This is a genomic window from Nocardioides glacieisoli, from assembly GCF_004137245.1.
GTDB classification, from domain to species: Bacteria; Actinomycetota; Actinomycetes; order Propionibacteriales; family Nocardioidaceae; genus Nocardioides; species Nocardioides glacieisoli.
The window spans coordinates 77,062-92,875 of the sequence record NZ_SDWS01000012.1 but is presented as its reverse complement, the minus strand read 5'-3'; the positions used below and the strand labels follow the sequence as shown (position 1 = coordinate 92,875).

The 15,814-nt window shown below is 71.5% G+C and carries 16 protein-coding genes and 1 tRNA gene; 8 read left to right on the top strand and 9 right to left on the bottom strand.

The features are described 5' to 3' along the window. Positions 1 to 78 precede the first annotated feature (78 nt). From EUA06_RS20435 to EUA06_RS20410, 6 genes are all read right to left on the bottom strand, one after another. Positions 79 to 1,122 carry a right-handed parallel beta-helix repeat-containing protein gene (locus tag EUA06_RS20435; RefSeq protein WP_207208463.1) on the bottom strand — a complete coding sequence of 348 codons (1,044 nt, stop codon included), beginning with the start codon at positions 1,120 to 1,122 and terminating at the stop codon, positions 79 to 81. After that, complete coding sequence (locus EUA06_RS20430) at positions 1,119 to 1,595, bottom strand: glutathione peroxidase (RefSeq protein WP_129479218.1); 477 nt, start codon at positions 1,593 to 1,595, stop codon at positions 1,119 to 1,121. The genes EUA06_RS20435 and EUA06_RS20430 overlap by 4 nt, the downstream gene beginning before the upstream one ends. Beyond that, positions 1,592 to 2,215 carry a nitroreductase family protein gene (locus tag EUA06_RS20425; protein WP_242498279.1) on the bottom strand — a complete coding sequence of 208 codons (624 nt, stop codon included), beginning with the start codon at positions 2,213 to 2,215 and terminating at the stop codon, positions 1,592 to 1,594. The genes EUA06_RS20430 and EUA06_RS20425 overlap by 4 nt, the downstream gene beginning before the upstream one ends. Positions 2,216 to 2,243: 28 nt before the next feature. Then, positions 2,244 to 3,266: a PASTA domain-containing protein gene (locus EUA06_RS20420; RefSeq protein WP_129479216.1), complete on the bottom strand. Its 1,023-nt coding sequence runs from the start codon at positions 3,264 to 3,266 to the stop codon at positions 2,244 to 2,246. Next, a complete protein-coding gene (locus EUA06_RS20415; RefSeq protein WP_129479214.1) occupies positions 3,266 to 3,568 on the bottom strand; it encodes a biopolymer transporter Tol in 303 nt (100 codons plus the stop codon). Before EUA06_RS20415 ends, EUA06_RS20420 begins: the two co-directional genes overlap by 1 nt. 65 nt (positions 3,569 to 3,633) lie before the next feature. Next, positions 3,634 to 3,719 (bottom strand) — tRNA-Leu (locus EUA06_RS20410). 313 nt (positions 3,720 to 4,032) lie between these two features. Here EUA06_RS20410 and EUA06_RS20405 point away from each other — a divergent pair. The 7 genes from EUA06_RS20405 to pknB are packed head-to-tail and all read left to right on the top strand — an operon-like array spanning position 4,033 to position 12,607. Further along, a complete protein-coding gene (locus tag EUA06_RS20405; protein WP_129479212.1) occupies positions 4,033 to 4,749 on the top strand; it encodes an FhaA domain-containing protein in 717 nt (238 codons plus the stop codon). Next, entirely contained in the window at positions 4,742 to 5,218 is a 477-nt protein-coding gene (locus tag EUA06_RS20400; protein ID WP_129479210.1) for an FHA domain-containing protein FhaB/FipA, read from the top strand. The genes EUA06_RS20405 and EUA06_RS20400 overlap by 8 nt, the downstream gene beginning before the upstream one ends. Continuing rightward, positions 5,218 to 6,468, top strand: a complete 1,251-nt coding sequence (locus EUA06_RS20395; RefSeq protein ID WP_129479236.1) for a PP2C family protein-serine/threonine phosphatase — start codon at positions 5,218 to 5,220, stop codon at positions 6,466 to 6,468. The genes EUA06_RS20400 and EUA06_RS20395 overlap by 1 nt, the downstream gene beginning before the upstream one ends. Before the next feature lie 13 nt (positions 6,469 to 6,481). After that, positions 6,482 to 7,888, top strand: a complete 1,407-nt coding sequence (locus EUA06_RS20390) for an FtsW/RodA/SpoVE family cell cycle protein (RefSeq protein ID WP_129479208.1) — start codon at positions 6,482 to 6,484, stop codon at positions 7,886 to 7,888. Beyond that, the gene (locus EUA06_RS20385) at positions 7,885 to 9,345 is read left to right on the top strand and encodes a peptidoglycan D,D-transpeptidase FtsI family protein (RefSeq protein ID WP_129479206.1); all 1,461 of its coding nucleotides are present in this window, start codon (positions 7,885 to 7,887) and stop codon (positions 9,343 to 9,345) included. Before EUA06_RS20390 ends, EUA06_RS20385 begins: the two co-directional genes overlap by 4 nt. After that, complete coding sequence (locus tag EUA06_RS20380) at positions 9,342 to 10,796, top strand: serine/threonine protein kinase (RefSeq protein ID WP_129479204.1); 1,455 nt, start codon at positions 9,342 to 9,344, stop codon at positions 10,794 to 10,796. Before EUA06_RS20385 ends, EUA06_RS20380 begins: the two co-directional genes overlap by 4 nt. Continuing rightward, on the top strand, positions 10,793 to 12,607 hold the full coding sequence (gene pknB / locus EUA06_RS20375) for a Stk1 family PASTA domain-containing Ser/Thr kinase (RefSeq protein WP_129479202.1): 1,815 nt from the start codon (positions 10,793 to 10,795) through the stop codon (positions 12,605 to 12,607). Before EUA06_RS20380 ends, pknB begins: the two co-directional genes overlap by 4 nt. A 2-nt stretch (positions 12,608 to 12,609) precedes the next feature. Here pknB and EUA06_RS20370 read toward each other — a convergent pair whose 3' ends face one another. Next, positions 12,610 to 13,362, bottom strand: coding sequence for a DUF881 domain-containing protein (locus tag EUA06_RS20370; RefSeq protein WP_129479200.1), 753 nt, complete (start codon positions 13,360 to 13,362; stop codon positions 12,610 to 12,612). 90 nt (positions 13,363 to 13,452) lie between these two features. Between EUA06_RS20370 and EUA06_RS20365 the strand changes: the two genes are divergently transcribed. Next, the gene (locus EUA06_RS20365; protein ID WP_242498278.1) at positions 13,453 to 13,905 is read left to right on the top strand and encodes a cell division protein CrgA; all 453 of its coding nucleotides are present in this window, start codon (positions 13,453 to 13,455) and stop codon (positions 13,903 to 13,905) included. A gap of 363 nt (positions 13,906 to 14,268) precedes the next feature. Here the strand turns inward: EUA06_RS20365 and EUA06_RS20360 are convergent, their stop codons facing one another. Continuing rightward, positions 14,269 to 15,216 (bottom strand): rhomboid family intramembrane serine protease, encoded by a 948-nt coding sequence (locus tag EUA06_RS20360; RefSeq protein ID WP_129479196.1) that lies wholly within the window; start codon positions 15,214 to 15,216, stop codon positions 14,269 to 14,271. Positions 15,217 to 15,250: 34 nt separating this feature from the next. Further along, positions 15,251 to 15,763, bottom strand: a complete 513-nt coding sequence (locus EUA06_RS20355; RefSeq protein ID WP_129479194.1) for a peptidylprolyl isomerase — start codon at positions 15,761 to 15,763, stop codon at positions 15,251 to 15,253. Positions 15,764 to 15,814: the final 51 nt, after the last annotated feature.

The window sequence follows — 15,814 nt, the reverse complement described above, 5'->3', positions numbered from 1 at the left end:
CAATCACCACCGCGGACACACCTCGCTCAAGGGCAAATCACCCATCGACCTCGTGCCCAACGTGCCTGGACAGAACATCTAGCTCACAGTGCTGTCGGTGATCGTCCGGCTCGCGCCGAGGAAGAAGATCCCGGGCAGCGTCTCGAAGCCCTCGCTCGGATTGTCGACGAGCCGCGAGCCGTCGATGGTCAGCGTGCCGGTGCGGTCGTTGGAGACGAAGAAGATCGCGCCGCCGCCCTCGCGGGCGTGGTTGCCGGTGATCGTCGAGTCCTCGATGCGCAGGTGGATCGCGTTTCCGTCCAGGTAGATCGCGCCGCCCGATCCTCCGCCCGGCGTGCCGGCGCGCTGGGGGTTCGCGCCGCGACCCACCGCGCGGTTGTCGGTGAAGCTCGAGGAGGTGATCCGCCACGAGACGCCGATGCTGCTCAGCGCCGAGCCGTTGCTGCACCGCCCACCGGTGAAGGTCGAGCGCCGGACGACCACCGCGCGGTCGGCGTACTGGTCGAGGACGCGGACGGCGCCACCGCCGAGGTCGGGGCCGGTCCGGTCGCAGCGGTTGTTCGTGAAGGTCGAGTCGAGGATCTTCAGCCGGCCGCCCCGCGCGAAGATCGCGCCGCCGCCACCGCCGTCGACGGTCTCGCCCGTCGAGTTGCCGGCGGTGAACCGCATCCGCTTGACCACGAGCTGCGGCTCGGCCTGGTCGTTGCAGTGCGACGTCGTCCAGACCTGCGCCCGGTCGCACGTGTTCAGGTAGAGGATCCGCCGCTGGCCCTGGCCGCTCAGCGTGACGAGCCCGCCGCCGTCGAGCACGACCTTCGCGGACGTGTTGACGACCTTCGCCGTCTTCTTCATCGCGATCGTGACCGGCTGCGGGCCGCAGTCGAAGGTGATCACGCCGCCCTTCGCCACTGCACGTACGACCGCGCGTGAGGTGCACGAGCCGGGCGTGCCGGTGCCGACGACGGTGCCGCCCGCCTTCACCTCGGTGGTCGAGGTGCGGGCGGATCCCTCGTTGGTCGAGGTGCGAGCGGAGCGAGCCTGGAAACCACTCGCCGTCGACGGGGCAGCCGACGCCACCACCGCAGCGACGATCGCCGCGACGAGGACGCCGGCCCGCCTCACAGCGCCTTCTCGATGTCCTTGCTCAGCTTCTCCGGCTCGGTGGTCGGCGCGTAGCGGCTGATCACCTGGCCGTCGCGACCGACGAGGAACTTGGTGAAGTTCCACTTGATCTTGCTGCCGAGCATGCCGCCCTTGGAGTCCTTCAGCCAGTCGAAGAGCGGGTGCGCTTCGTCGCCGTTGACGTCGACCTTGGAGAACAGCGGGAACGTCACGCCGAAGTTGCGCTCGCAGAAGTCGGAGATCTCCGCCTCGTTGCCGGGCTCCTGGTTGCCGAACTGGTCGCACGGGAAGCCGAGCACGACGAGACCCTGGTCCGCGTAGGTGTCGTGCAGCTGCTGCAGGCCCTTGTACTGGCCGGTGAACCCGCACTGAGAGGCGGTGTTCACGACGAGCACGACCTTGCCGTCGTACTGCGAGAGGTCCGTGTCCGTGCCGTCGATGGCAGGAGCCGAGAAGTCGGAGAGAGTCGTCATGCTCCCGAGTCTGCCACCCAACCTTCTCCGAACCCTCCCCCGAACGCCCACTCCGCGAGCGGCTTGCGCACCCGGTCGCGGTGGTCGCGGGCGGCGGTGCGTTCGTCGACGTCGCCCGGATCGCCCGGCACCCCGACCGCGATGCCGGTGAGCAGCTGGTGGGTGGGGGGTACGCCGAGCGCGTGGGCGAGGGCGTCGTGGTCGAACCCGGCGAACTGGTGGGCGTGCAGCCCCATCGCCCGCGCCTGCAGGGTGAGGTGGGCCGCGGCCTGGCCGACGTCGTGGAGCGCGTAGTCGCTGAACGCCGGTGCACCGGGCTCCTCACCGGTGCGCACGTGGGCCGCGGTCAGGAAGACCACCGACGCCCGGGGCACCCAGCCGGAGTTGCCGCGGCTCAGCGTCGCGACCAGGCGGTCGTGGTTGGCCGTCCCCGGGACGCAGACGAAGAACAGCCACGGCTGGCTGTTGCCCGCGCTCGGCGCCCACTGCGCGGCGTGCAGCAGGGTCTCGATCTCGCTGCCGCTCAACCGGTGCGCGGCGTCGTACACGCTCGCGCTCCAGCGCGACCGCATCGGTTCGGCGAGGCTCGCTGCGGAGGGCTGGGGTGCTTGCTGGCTCACCCACCGAGCATGCCAGCGGGCTCCCCGGTCACTCGTCAGCGGTGTCGAGCGCGTCGAGGTCGTCGCGGGTCAGCACCCAGGGCGGCGGACCGATACCGACCCCACCGGGCACGGTCACCGAGACGACCGTGATCGCCCCGTCGGCGTCCTCGTAGAGGTCGAGCGTGAGCTGGCACTCCTGCCCCTGCTCCCCGTCGTCGGAGCCGTCGGCGGTGAGCACCACCCGGGTCGGGGCCGCGATCACGTCGGACGGGACCGGCGTGGGCCGACCGCACGTGGTCGGCGGAGGCGGGCCGGTCGTGATCGAGACGACCGGCTGCCCGAGGTCGTTGGACACGGGCCGCGCGGCCTGGGCCACGACGGGGTCCCGCACGCGCCGGCGCCAGCTGGGCGAGGTGGACGCCTGGGTGCCGTCGGCGGTGCCTGCCGCCTGCCCGTCGACGTAGAGCCGCACCTCGGGCGCCAGGCGCGGACGGCCCGATCCGGAGACGAGGAACCGCAGGAACGCCCACGCCTGGGCCCGACCCGCCGCGTCGGCCGGGCAGCTCCACGTCGGGGTCGCCGTCGCGATGACCGTCACCACCTCGTCGGGCCGGACGGTGTCACCGGAGGGCGGCACGGACCCCAGCACCTGGCCGGCCGGGTCGCACTGGGGCACCGGGTCGACCCGCGTCTCGATGCCGGCGCTCCCCAGCGCGCTGACGGCCTCGGTGGAGGTGAGGCCGATCAGGGACGGCACCGTCGCGACCGTCTGCTCGACCTCCTCGCGGTCCGGCGGACCGGCCAGGACCGTGACCGCGAACGCCGCCGCGACGACGGCCACCAGCGCAGCGACGGCGAGCGAGGGGCCACGAGACCGTCCGCCGAGCACGGCTTCGCGCAGAGCGGGTACGACGACCTCGTCGGGGTCCGCCGACCGGGCGATGCGGCGTCGCTGGTCCTCGATGACGCGATCGACCACCGCTGCTGCCCCGTCCGCCGGCACGCCGAGCTCGATCGCGATCTCGACGAGCCGCCGGTGGCGCGCAGCGCGGTAGTCGTGGACGTCCATCAGCCGTCTCCGCGGTCCAGGGCGTCGAGCTCGGCCAGCGCCGACTCCAAGCGCTCACGCCGCTCGTCGTCGCTCTGCTCCCACCACGGCGTGCCGCGCTCGCCGAGCCCGACCTTGGCCAGCTGGGTGCGGTGCCGGGTGGCAGCCAGCTCGGCGTCGTCCGCCGCGGTGCGGACGCCCGAGCGGCCACGGCCGAGGTGGGACGTCAGCCGGGCGAGCTCCGCCTCGGGGATGGCGGGGTCCTGACGTCGCCAGCGCCGGCCGTCGACGACGAGCCACTTCTCGTCCTCGGTCGGGGCCATGTGCCGAGGATGACAGAGCACGAAACACCGAAGGCCCCGGACACTGTCCGGGGCCTTCGAGGTGGTGGTGCGCGAGGGGGGATTTGAACCCCCACGCCCTTTCGGACACTGCGACCTGAACGCAGCGCGTCTGCCGTTCCGCCACTCGCGCGTGAAGCGGGCTCAGGCTACCCCACCGGTTTGGGCCCATCCCAATCGGCTGAGCGCGCCGGCCGACCCCGGGGGGTGGAGGAACATTGCACCCCCGACGCACCGTCCCGTGCAACCTGCCGCCACCCCCACGCCCGCGCCCCCGGTGGTGGCGGCACATCGCACCCCCGGTGCCGCTCCCACCGCGATCTGCCGCCACCCCCACGGCGGGGCGGCACCGTCGCACCGACCCGACCGGCCGGTACGCTCGTCGGCACCGGCCGGGCGGTGTGTGAAGCCTGCCCACCAGAACGCGTGAGGAGAGGAGGTCCAGCATGAACGCCCTGCAGCGCTTCGAGCAGCGTCTCGAGTCCGTGATCTCCGGGGTCTTCGCCCGGGCCTTCCGCAGTGCCGTGCAGCCCGTCGAGATCGCCGCGGCCCTCCAGCGCGAGTGCGACAACAACGCGCAGGTGATGAGCCGCCAGCGACGGCTGGTGCCCAACGACTTCCACGTCGAGCTGTCCGCGACCGACCTCGAGCGGATGCTCGGGCTCGGCCGCGCGCTCGAGCAGGACCTCGTCGACCAGCTGCAGGACCACGCCGACGCGCAGGGTTACGTCTTCACCGGCCCGATCTCGATCGCCTTCGAGGGGGCCGACGACCTCACCACCGGACGCTTCCGGATCCGCAGCAAGGCGCAGGCCAGCGTCACCGACAACGACCAGCGCACGCGGAGCCGTGCGTCGCACGCGACGCTCGAGGTCAACGGCACGCGCCACCCGCTGCGCCCGCCGGGCCTGGTCATCGGCCGCGGCACCGAGGCCGACCTCCGGATCAACGACCCGGGCGTGAGCCGGCGCCACATCGAGCTCGAGGTCACCGTCGACGGCGTCGAGGCCGTCGACCTCGGCTCGACCAACGGCATCCTCGTCGACGGGTCGAAGGTCGGCCGGGCCCGGCTGCGCGACGGCTCGACGATCAAGATCGGGCACACCGAGATGACCGTCCGGATCGACGGCGGTCGCGACGAGGCGGGTGGCTGGAATGTCTGAGCTGACCCTCTTCCTGATCCGCGCCGCGTTCCTGGCGATCCTGTGGATCTTCGTGCTGTCCGCGATCTCGGTCATCCGCTCCGACATGTTCGGTGCCCGCGTGCCCGAGACGGCACGCGGGGCGGCACCCGTTCCCGAGCGCCGCCGGGGCAAGGCCAACAAGAAGCCCCGCCGCGGCGCGCCCACCCACCTCCTGGTGGTCGAGGGCGAGAACCCCGGCACCCGCGCCGAGCTCGCCGACGCCCCGCTCCTGATCGGCCGCGGCAGCGACGCGGCGATCAAGCTCGACGACGACTACGTCTCGACCCGTCACGCGCGGGTCGCTGCGAGCGGCGACGAGTGGTTCGTCGAGGACCTCGGCTCGACCAACGGCACCTACGTCGGTCCGGTCCGCATCACGCAGCCCACCACCATCGGCCTCGGGGTCCAGGTCCGCGTCGGCAAGACCATCCTGGAGCTGCGGAAGTGATGTTCCTCCACTACTCCGCGATCTCCGACGTCGGACGCGTCCGCCGGGAGAACCAGGACAGCGGGTACGCCGGTCCGTGGCTGCTCACGGTCTGCGACGGCGTCGGCGGCGCCGTGCGCGGCGACCTCGCCTCGAGCACGGCCGTGCAGGCCCTGCGCAAGCTCGACCAGCAGCCCGACGAGGACCTCCTCGGCCAGGTGGCCGGCGCCGTGCACCGCGCCGACGACCGGATCGCCGAGATCGTCGAGGAGGACCCCGCCCTCAACGGCACGTCCACGACCGCGACGGTCGTCCTGTTCGACGGCAACCGGTTCGGGGTCGGCCACATCGGCGACAGCCGCGCCTACCTCTACCGCCGCGGCGAGCTGCGCCAGCTCACGCACGACCACACCTTCGTGCAGTCGCTCATCGACGAGGGCCGCATCACCGAGGAGCAGTCGCGGACCCACCCGCACCGCAACCTCATCCTCAAGGCACTCGACGGCATCCGCCACGAGGAGCCCGACCTCTTCGAGTTCCCGGCCGAGGCCGGCGACCGCGTCTTCGTCTGCAGCGACGGTGCGTGCGGCACGCTCTCCGACGGGCAGATGTTGGACATCCTCAGCACCGGCACGCCCGACTTCGCGGCCGTCGAGCTCGTCCGCGCCAGCCTGGAGGCCGGCAGCACCGACAACGTCACCTGCATCGTCGCCGATGTCGCCGAGGAGGCGCCCGGCGAGGACCTCCAGCCCCTGCTGGTCGGGGCCGCCGCGGACCTGCCCCGGAGGATGCCGCTCGCCGGCGCGGTCGGTGGCCTGTTCCGCGGTCACCGCTCCGGTGACACCGGCGAGATCCCGCCCGTGCCGGGCGAGGACGTGCCGGCGGGCGCCTTCGCTGCCGACCCGCTCGACCCCGAGGCCGTGCGCTACGCACCCCGCCCGCCCGGCCGCTACGGCTGGCTTCGCCGGATCATGGTGGCCGCGGTCCTGCTCGGGCTCACGTGGATCGTGCTCGCGGCCGGCTGGTCGTGGAGCCAGCAGCAGTTCTACGTCGGCGACCAGGACGGCAGGGTCACGATCTTCCGGGGCATCGACGCCGACCTGCCCGGCATCTCCCTCTCCCACGCCTACGAGGTCACCGACGTCGACCTCGAGCGCCTCAGCGACATCGACGCGGAGACGGTGCGCGAGGGCATCGAGGCCGACGACCTCGACGACGCCCGGCTGACCGTGGACAACTACGCGGCGCGCCAGGACGTCGAGGCCGGTTGACGGGCGCGCTTCGATGAGTCAGACCGGATCCCTCATGGGCTTCGTGCACCGGCGTCGCCGGGGCGCGGAGCTGTTCCTGCTCGTCCTGGCCCTCGCGGTCGGCATCGGGGCGTACGCCGCGGTCGGCCTCGGCGTCGAGGGCGCCATCCCGGCCGACATGGTGGGCTACGGCGGCTGGCTGACCGGCCTGATCATCGCCGCACACATCACCGTGCGCCTCGTCGCGCCCTACGCCGACCCGGTGCTGCTGCCGCTCGTCGCGGCCCTCAACGGGCTCGGCCTCGCCGTCATCCACCGCCTCGACCTCACCTACGAGGCGCTCGGCGAGGAGCAGCACACGTTCGCGCGCCAGCAGCTGACCTGGATGACCCTCGGGGTGGTGCTCTTCATCGGCGCGCTGGTCCTGCTGCGCGACCACCGGGTCCTGCAGCGACTGACCTACACCGCCGGCCTGGTCGGCATCGCGTTGCTGATCCTGCCGTTCCTGCCCGTCGTCGGCCGCGAGATCAACGGCGCCCGCATCTGGATCAACGTCGCCGGCTTCTCGTTCCAGCCCGGCGAGGTCGCCAAGGTGATGCTGGTGATCGCGTTCTCCGGCTACCTCGTGCTCCACCGCGACGCCCTGGCCCTGGCCGGACGGCGCGTGCTGTTCGTGGACCTGCCGCGCGGGCGCGACCTCGGGCCGATCCTGGCCATGTTCGGCGTCTCGATGATGATCCTGGTGCTGCAGAACGACCTCGGCTCGTCACTCCTCTTCTTCGGCCTGTTCCTCGCGATGCTCTACGTCGCGACCGAGCGCCCCGGCTGGCTCGTCGTCGGCGGGCTCATGTTCGGCGCCGGCGCGCTGGCGGCGTACACCTTCGTCGGCAACGTCCAGAACCGCTTCAACTTCTGGTTGCACCCGCTCGACTACTACGACGACTCGCCGGGCAGCTACCAGCTCGTCGAGGCGCTCTTCGGGCAGAGCTGGGGCGGCCTGATCGGCCGCGGGCTGGGCAACGGCTTCCCCGAGCGGGTGCCGTTCGCCTACTCCGACTTCATCGTCTCCACGATCGGCGAGGAGCTCGGGCTGACCGCGGTGATGGCGATCATCGTCTGCTACGGCCTGATCGTGGAGCGGGCGCTGCGGATCGCGCTGATCTCCCGCGACGGCTTCGGCAAGCTGATGGCCGTCGGCCTCGGCTCGATCGTCGCCCTCCAGGTCTTCGTGGTCATCGGCGGCGTCACCGGCCTGATCCCGCTGACCGGCCTGACGACGCCGTTCCTCTCCTACGGCGGCTCGTCGCTGGTCGCCAACTGGGTGATCATCGCGCTGCTGCTGCGCATCTCCGACCAGGCCCGTCGCCCCGCGCCGCGGCTCGACCCGGTCGACGAGACCTCCGACGACAGCGAGTCGACCCAGGTGGTGAAGCTGCGGTGAACAAGCCCATCCGCGTCGTCTCGGTCTTCTGCCTCGTGCTCTTCATGGCACTGCTCGTCAACGCGACCTACCTGATGTACGTCCGCGCGGACAGCCTGTCCGACGACCCGCGCAACCGCCGGATCATCACCGCGACGTTCTCCCGCGAACGCGGCGCGATCCTGGTGGGCAAGGAGGCCATCGCGCGCAGCGTGCCCTCGAACGACAAGTACAAGTTCCAGCGCACCTACTCCGAGCCCTTCAAGTACGCCCCGATCACCGGCTACTTCTCCTGGTTCAACCAGACCGGCGTCGAGCGCTCGCAGAACTCCGTGCTGGCCGGCGACGACTCCCGCCTCTTCGTGACGCGCCTGGTCGACCTGCTGAGCAACACCGACCCCAAGGGCGGCAACGTCCAGCTGACCGTCGACCGCGCTGCCCAGGACGCCGCGTGGAACGGCCTCGAGGCACTGTCTGGTAACGCCCAGGGCGCCGTCGTCGCGCTCGAGCCCAGCACCGGACGGATGCTGGCGATGGCGTCGACCCCGACCTTCGACCCCAACGGGTTCGCCTCCCACGACTTCTCTGCCGTGAAGCAGTTCGGCGACAAGCTCAACGCCGACGAGTCCGAGCCGCTGATCAACCGGGCCATCGGCACCACGCTGCCGCCGGGATCGACGTTCAAGCTCGTCACCGCCGCTGCTGCGATCGAGTCGGGCGACTACGACGCCGACTCGATGGTCCCCGGCGGCTTCCGGTTCCAGCTGCCCCAGTCCGAGACGACCATCGGCAACTACGACGACGGCAACTGCGGCGGCCGCCGGATCACCCTGACCCAGGCCCTCCAGGTGTCGTGCAACGTCACCTTCCTCACCCTCGCCAACGAGCTCGGCAACGACGCGATGGCCGAGCAGGCCGAGAAGTTCGGCTTCAACGACACCTCGCTCGAGGACCTCGGGGGCCAGGCGAAGTCGCTCTACCCGCGCGACATGGACGCCCCGCAGACCGCGATGTCGGGCATCGGCCAGTCGAGCGTGACCGCCACCCCGCTGCAGATGGCGATGGTCGCCGCGGCGATCGCCAACGACGGCGACGTGATGCGCCCCTACGTCGTCGACGAGGTCCGCGCCCCCAACCTCTCGGTGCTCGACCGCACCGACCCGCAGAGCATCAGCAAGGCGATCTCGAGCACGACCGCCGACGAGCTCACGAAGATGCTCGTGGCCACGGTCGACCTCGGCACCGCCTCCCCGGCCCAGATCCCGGGCGTCGAGGTCGCCGGCAAGACCGGCACCGCGCAGTCGTCGGGCGACCGGCCGCCCTACGCGTGGTTCGTCTCCTTCGCCCCCGCCAACGACCCCCAGGTCGCCGTGGCGGTCCTCGTGCAGTCGAGTGACACCTCGCCCGACGAGATCGGCGGCGGTGCGCTCGGAGGCCCGATCGCCAAGTCGATCATGGAGGCGGTGATCAGCCCGTGACGGCGCTCGCACCCGGCGGCCACGTCGACGAGGCCCGCCGCTACGTCCTCGAGTCCCGCATCGCCACCGGCGGGATGGGCGAGGTCTGGTCCGCGCGCGACACCGTGCTCGACCGGCCGGTCGCGGTGAAGGTGCTGAAGTCCGAGTACGCCGACGACACGCTCTTCCGGCAGCGCTTCGAGACCGAGGCGCGGCACGCGGCCGCGCTGCAGCACCCGGGGATCGCGTCGGTCTACGACTACGGCGCCAGCTCGCTCGACGACGGCTCGTCGACCCCGCGCCCCTACCTCGTGATGGAGCTCGTCGAGGGCCAGCCGCTCTCGGCGCTCCTGCGGCCAGGCGCCCCCCTCGACCCCGAGGCGGCCCGCGACCTGCTCGCCCAGGCGGCAGAGGCCCTCGGCGTGGCGCACGCCGCCGGCATCGTCCACCGCGACGTCAAGCCCGCGAACCTCCTCGTCACCCCCGACCGCCGGGTCAAGGTCACCGACTTCGGCATCGCCCGCGCCGCCGAGGGGATGGCCCTCACGCAGACCGGCGAGGTGATGGGCACGCCGGCCTACATCTCGCCCGAGCAGGCGGAGGGCAGCACGGCGACCGCGGCCTCCGACGTCTATGCGCTCGGCGTCGTCGCCTTCGAGTGCCTGACCGGCCGCAAGCCCTTCACCGCCGACAGCCCCGTCGCGACCGCGATCGCCCACATCCGCAACCCGGTCCCCGAGCTGCCCGGGTCGGTGCCCGCCGACCTCGCCGGAGTCGTACGCCGCTCGATGGCCAAGGATCCCGCCGCCCGGTTCGCCGACGGTGCGGCCCTCGCCCGGGCGCTGCGCGAGCCGGGATCGGCCGCGGTCGCCACCGCAGTCGCTCCGGTCGTGGCTCCCGTCGTCGCCGACGGCACCCAGGTCATGCCCGCCGCCGCGACGTCCGCGCAGCCGGTGGCCGCTGCCCCGCGCGAGCGGCGCACGCGCCCGGCAGTGCCGTGGGGCCTCGTGGTCGGCATCGCCGCCGTCCTGCTCGCCGTGCTGGTCGCCGTCTGGATCGGCAGCCGCGACACGGAGCCGACGTCGGCCACCGACGAGCAGAGCCCGAGCCGCACGCCGAGCCAGTCGCCGCCCGACACCCCGACCGAGACCCCCACCGAGACGCCCACCGAGACCCCGACCAAGACCCCGACGGAGACCGAGCCCGAGCCGACAACCGTCGAGGTCGACCCCGCGTCCTACGTCGGACGCGACCGCAAGGACGTCGAGAAGGAGCTGCGGGACCTCGGCCTGCGGCCGGCACCGGTCGAGCTGGAGAACGCCGGTGACCAGCCCGAGGGCATTGTGGTGTCCGTCGAGCCCAGCGGCACGCTGGCGGAGGGCGACGAGGTGTCGGTGAGCTTCTACGGGAAGGCCAAGCCGACGCCGCCGGGGCAGCAGAAGGACGACGAGGGAGAGGGCGACGAGGGATGACGCAGCCGGAGCCGACGCTGATCGGTGGCCGCTACGAGCTCGGCGAGACCCTCGGGCGCGGCGGCATGGCCGAGGTGCGCAAGGGGAAGGACCTGCGGCTCGGCCGCACGGTCGCGGTCAAGCGCCTGCGCACCGACCTCGCCAGCGACGCCACCTTCCAGGCCCGCTTCCGACGTGAGGCGCAGTCCTCGGCGTCGCTCAACCACCCCGCCATCGTGTCGACCTACGACACCGGCGAGGAGATGGCGACCGACGGCTCGGGCGTCGCCCAGCCCTACATCGTGATGGAGTGCGTCGAGGGGCGCACGCTGCGAGACATCCTGCGCGAGGGCCGCAAGATCCTGCCCGAGCGGGCGCTCGAGATCACCAGCGGCGTGCTGTCCGCGCTCGACTACAGCCACCGCGCCGGGATCATCCACCGCGACATCAAGCCCGGCAACGTCATGCTCACGCCGACCGGGGACGTGAAGGTGATGGACTTCGGCATCGCCCGGGCCATCTCCGACGCCTCCTCGACGATGACCCAGACCGCGGCCGTCGTCGGCACCGCGCAGTACCTCTCCCCCGAGCAGGCGCGCGGCGAGACCGTCGACTCCCGCTCCGACGTCTACTCCACCGGCTGCCTGCTCTACGAGCTGTTGACCGGCCGGCCGCCGTTCGTCGGCGACAGCCCGGTGGCCGTCGCCTACCAGCACGTCCGCGAGCAGGCCTCCCCACCGTCGGACCTCGACGACCAGCTCGACGCCGAGATCGACGCGATCGTGATGAAGTCCCTCGCCAAGCGCGTCGAGGACCGCTACCAGAGCGCGGCGGCGATGAAGGCGGACATCGAGCGCTACCTCGCCGGTCACCCGATCCAGGCACCTGCCGTCGTACCCGTCGAGGAGACGCAGTACGTCGCCCCGCCCGCCGACGCGACCGCCACGATGGCCGCAGCCGCGGTCGGTGCACCGCCGCCGCGCCAGGACGAGCCGCGCCGCGGCCGAGCCGGCTGGTGGGTCCTCGGCGGCCTGCTCGTCGTCCTGCTGCTGCTCGGCGCCTACCTGATGAACGACCTGCTCTTCGACGAGGCGCCCACCCGCGAGCCGGTGCCCAACGTCGTCGGGATGACCGAGGACGAGGCCCGCCTCGCGATCGTGGACGCCGGCTTCGAGGTCGGGGAGGTCGACCGGGAGCCCTCGGAGACCGTCCCCGCCGACACCGTGATCGAGCAGGACCCCAACCGCGACACCTTCCGGGACCCCGGGTCGTCGGTGAGCTTCGTGCTCTCGGTCGGCAAGCCCGAGGTCGAGGTGCCCTTCGTCGTCGGGTCGCCGCGCAAGGAGGCCCGCGCGCAGCTCGTCGCGGCCAACCTCGAGGTGCGTTTCGAGGAGCAGGAGTCCGACGAGGCGAGGTTCCAGGTGCTGAGCACCAACCCCGCACCCGGCACGGCGGTCGCCGAGGGCACGACGGTCGTGGTCGTCTACTCGGCCGGGCCGTCCAAGGTGCCCGACGTGCGCGGCCTCAAGCAGGGCGAGGCCGAGCGGGCCATCCTCGAGGCCGGGTTCGTCCCGGACGTACGCGTCGACGCCGCGTCGGTCGAGCCGAAGGGGACGGTCGTCGACCAGATCCCGACCGGCGGGACCGCCGACCAGGGCAGCACGGTGACGATCTTCGTCTCGGCCTACGAAGAGCCCCCGCCGCCGACCGAGACCCCCACCGAGACTCCGACGCTGCCGACCGAGACCCCGACGGCGACCCCGACGCTGCCGACCGAGAGCCCGACCACGCCGCCGCCCACCGAGCGGCGCGCCTACCGGGTGGCCGAGTAGACCTACTCCGGCATCGGGGTCGCGTAGGTGAGGTCGAGCAGCCCGGTGTAGGCCGGGGCGACGGCCGTCTCCAGCTCGGTCATCTCCCAGAGGACGCCGCCGCCGGGGATGGTGGTGTACGTGCGGTAGATCGCGAGCGTCGGGTCGATGGTGAGCTCGGCCTGCAGCTGCGCGGGGTCGCCGATGCCGACGATCACGTAGGGCGGTGAGTAGGGCAGGCCGTGCAGGGTCACCTGGTTGCCCTCGCACTTGATGCCGGTCGTCGAGATCAGCCGCTGGCCCTGGATGGTGACCGCGACCGCGCCGGCGTTCCACATCGCGTTGGCCACGGCCTGGATGTCCTGCTGGTGCACGATGAGGTCGTTGGGGTCGTCCTCGTAGGCCGCGCGCGCCTCGAAGCTCGCGTCGTCGAGGGTCACCTGCACGGCCGCGCCGGCCTTCTCGGTCAGCCCCGCAGGGTCGACCAGGGTCGCGATCTTCTCCTGCACGCGCGCGACCGAGCGGTCGCCCAGCCCCGAGCTCAGCGCCTCGACCTCGGCGTTGAGGGAGGCGACCTCTGCCGTCAGGTCACCCGCCTCGTCGCGCTCGGCGCGGACGACCGAGGCGAGGTCGGTGAGCCGGCCGCCGCGCAGGTCGAGCCCGTCGCTCTGCTGCGCGCTGACGCCGAAGAGCGTCCCGCTGACCAGCACGACCAGCGGCGTCGCCACCCGCCAGGCGCGACGACGCCCGGGGGATGAATGGGGCTGCGGCGACATGCCGACTACGCTAACCCCCCGTTGGGTGCATCCCGCCCATCCACGTCGTACCCGTCATCCCCACCGTCGAGCCCAGCCACAGGAGCAGCAGTGTCGAAGTCCAGCGCGATCGCCACCGAGGAGAAGACCAGCCGCTTCTCCATCAGGTTCCTGATCAGCCTGCTCCTGATCGTCGTCGGCATCGGCTGGCTGGTCTTCTACTACACGCAGGCCCGCGGCAACCCGCTCGCGTTCCCGCCGGTCGAGGGATCGCCGAAGGCCGTCGCCGACCTGGGTGACTGGAACTACGCCATCGGCTTCGGCCTCCTCATGCTCGGTCTGATGGTCTCCGCGCACCCCTCGACCCCCCTCGGCCGCGGCCGCGGCGTCGTGGCCGCGATGCTCGGCTGCTTCCTGGTCGGCCTGATCTGGATCTGCACCTTCTACGTCTTCTCCGACGACCTCTCCAACCTGTGGGTCTTCAACGACCTCGGCCAGTGGAACCTGGTCGTCGGGATCGCGTTCATGGCGGTCGGGTTCAGCTTCGCGACCAAGTGGGAGTAGGTTCTCCCTCGACCCGGTGATCCTGCGTGGAGATCGGGTCCCGCGCCTCGAGCGGTGAGTGAGGCGCCTTCCTGGGGAAGGGAAGGCGTCTCTCTCACCGCTCGAGTCGATTTCGGGGGGACTTGTCGGGCTCTCGCAGAACATGTCAGGGCGTGCACGGGCCGACATGTTCAGCGATCCCCGGTCAGCCGGGGATCGCTCGAACAGGCGATCGGTTCTCCACACTGTGGAAAACACCTGTGGAGAATTACACCGGTGTAGTTGTCCACTGCTGTGTGCACACCTGTGGGTAACCGGGCGGACGACAGAGCCCCCGCCACCACGTCGTACGACGGGTGCGGGGGCTGTGCGGTGGAGCGAGGTTCAGACGAGCGTCGTCGCGCGCACGCCGGCGAGGACGAGGAGGCCGAGCGTCAGTGCGCCGACCCCCACCCACTGGAGGAGCGAGCGGTTCGACTTCGGGGCGTACGCCACGATCGCGGCGACCGCCATGCCGCCCAGCAGGCCGCCGAGGTGGCCCTGCCACGAGATGTAGCGCCAGCCGACGACGGTGATCAGGACACCGAGGAGGAGGTTCTGCATCAGGAACTGGGTGTCGAGCCGCGCCTTGCGGAAGGTCACCAGGAGCGCGCCGAGCACGGCGTAGATCGCTCCCGATGCGCCCAGCGTCGAGGAGGTGGCGTCGGACAGGAACAGCACGAGCACGCTGCCGCCGAGGCCGCCGACGAGGTAGACCATCAGGAAGCGGACGCGACCGATGATGCGCTCGAGGGCCGGCCCGAGGATGAAGAGCGCCATCATGTTGAGCGCGATGTGCCAGATGTCGACGTGGGTGAACATGCTGGTGACCAGCTGCCACCACGCCCCGTCGGAGACGCCCTGCTCCCAGGTCGTGTTCTGCACCGTCGCGCACAGGCGGGCGTCGGAGACGCTGGGGTAGTACGCACCTGTTCCGTCGAGCGTGCACCGACCGAGCGGTGAGAGCGACAGCAGCGAGGTGAGCCGTGACGAGCTGCCGCCCGTCGCGGTGATCGCCAGCCAGATGACGGCGTTGATCGCAATCAGGACGTACGACGTCAGGCGCGGGTCGGCGCTGCGCTCGCCGCCGTAGAGCGCCTGGTGCTGGCGCGAGCCCTTGTTGGCCTGCTTGACGCAGTCGGGGCAGTGGAAGCCGACCGCGGCGTCGCGCATGCAGTCCGGGCAGATCGGCTTGTCGCAGCGCTGGCAGCGGATCCAGGTCTCGCGATCGGGGTGCCGGTAGCAGGTCGGCGGCACCCCGGTCGCGGCCTTGCCGTCGGACGGCTCGGTCATGGTCGGTCGGTTGCGGTCCGGGTCAGTGCTCGGGTCAGCGCTCGATGGTGACGGACTCGATCACCACGGCGTCGGTGGGACGGTCCATGGCGCCGGTCGCGGTGGTCCCGATCGCGTCGACGACGTCGCGGCTCGACTGGTCGGCCACCTCGCCGAAGATCGTGTGCTTGCGGTTGAGCCACGGGGTGGCGCCGAGCGTGATGAAGAACTGCGAGCCGTTGGTGCCGGGACCGGCGTTGGCCATCGCGAGCAGGTAGGGCTTGTCGAAGACGAGCTCGGGGTGGATCTCGTCCTTGAACGTGTAGCCCGGGCCACCGGTGCCGGTGCCGAGCGGGCAGCCGCCCTGGATCATGAAGCCGTCGATCACGCGGTGGAAGCCGAGGCCGTCGTAGTACTTCTCCCCGGTGCGGCCCGCGTCGTCGCGGTAGTCCTTGGTGCCCTCGGCGAGGCCGACGAAGTTGTCGACGGTCTCGGGGGCGTGGTTCGGGAAGAGGTTGATGACGATGTCGCCCCGGTTGGTCTTGAGGGTCGCCTTCTGGTCGGCCATGGGATGTGCCTCTCGCATCTGAAGTCTGGGGTCTGGTGCGACTCGATCCTG

What these genes read in the sequence shown, in the direction of transcription:
- EUA06_RS20430 (WP_129479218.1), bottom strand. Translation starts at nt 1,595, where the DNA reads ATGACGACTCTCTCCGACTTCTCGGCTCCTGCCATCGACGGCACGGAC.
- EUA06_RS20420 (WP_129479216.1), bottom strand. Translation starts at nt 3,266, where the DNA reads ATGGACGTCCACGACTACCGCGCTGCGCGCCACCGGCGGCTCGTCGAG.
- EUA06_RS20415 (WP_129479214.1), bottom strand. Translation starts at nt 3,568, where the DNA reads ATGGCCCCGACCGAGGACGAGAAGTGGCTCGTCGTCGACGGCCGGCGC.
- EUA06_RS20405 (WP_129479212.1), top strand. Translation starts at nt 4,033, where the DNA reads ATGAACGCCCTGCAGCGCTTCGAGCAGCGTCTCGAGTCCGTGATCTCC.
- EUA06_RS20400 (WP_129479210.1), top strand. Translation starts at nt 4,742, where the DNA reads ATGTCTGAGCTGACCCTCTTCCTGATCCGCGCCGCGTTCCTGGCGATC.
- EUA06_RS20395 (WP_129479236.1), top strand. Translation starts at nt 5,218, where the DNA reads ATGTTCCTCCACTACTCCGCGATCTCCGACGTCGGACGCGTCCGCCGG.
- EUA06_RS20390 (WP_129479208.1), top strand. Translation starts at nt 6,482, where the DNA reads ATGAGTCAGACCGGATCCCTCATGGGCTTCGTGCACCGGCGTCGCCGG.
- pknB (WP_129479202.1), top strand. Translation starts at nt 10,793, where the DNA reads ATGACGCAGCCGGAGCCGACGCTGATCGGTGGCCGCTACGAGCTCGGC.
- EUA06_RS20370 (WP_129479200.1), bottom strand. Translation starts at nt 13,362, where the DNA reads ATGTCGCCGCAGCCCCATTCATCCCCCGGGCGTCGTCGCGCCTGGCGG.
- EUA06_RS20360 (WP_129479196.1), bottom strand. Translation starts at nt 15,216, where the DNA reads ATGACCGAGCCGTCCGACGGCAAGGCCGCGACCGGGGTGCCGCCGACC.
- EUA06_RS20355 (WP_129479194.1), bottom strand. Translation starts at nt 15,763, where the DNA reads ATGGCCGACCAGAAGGCGACCCTCAAGACCAACCGGGGCGACATCGTC.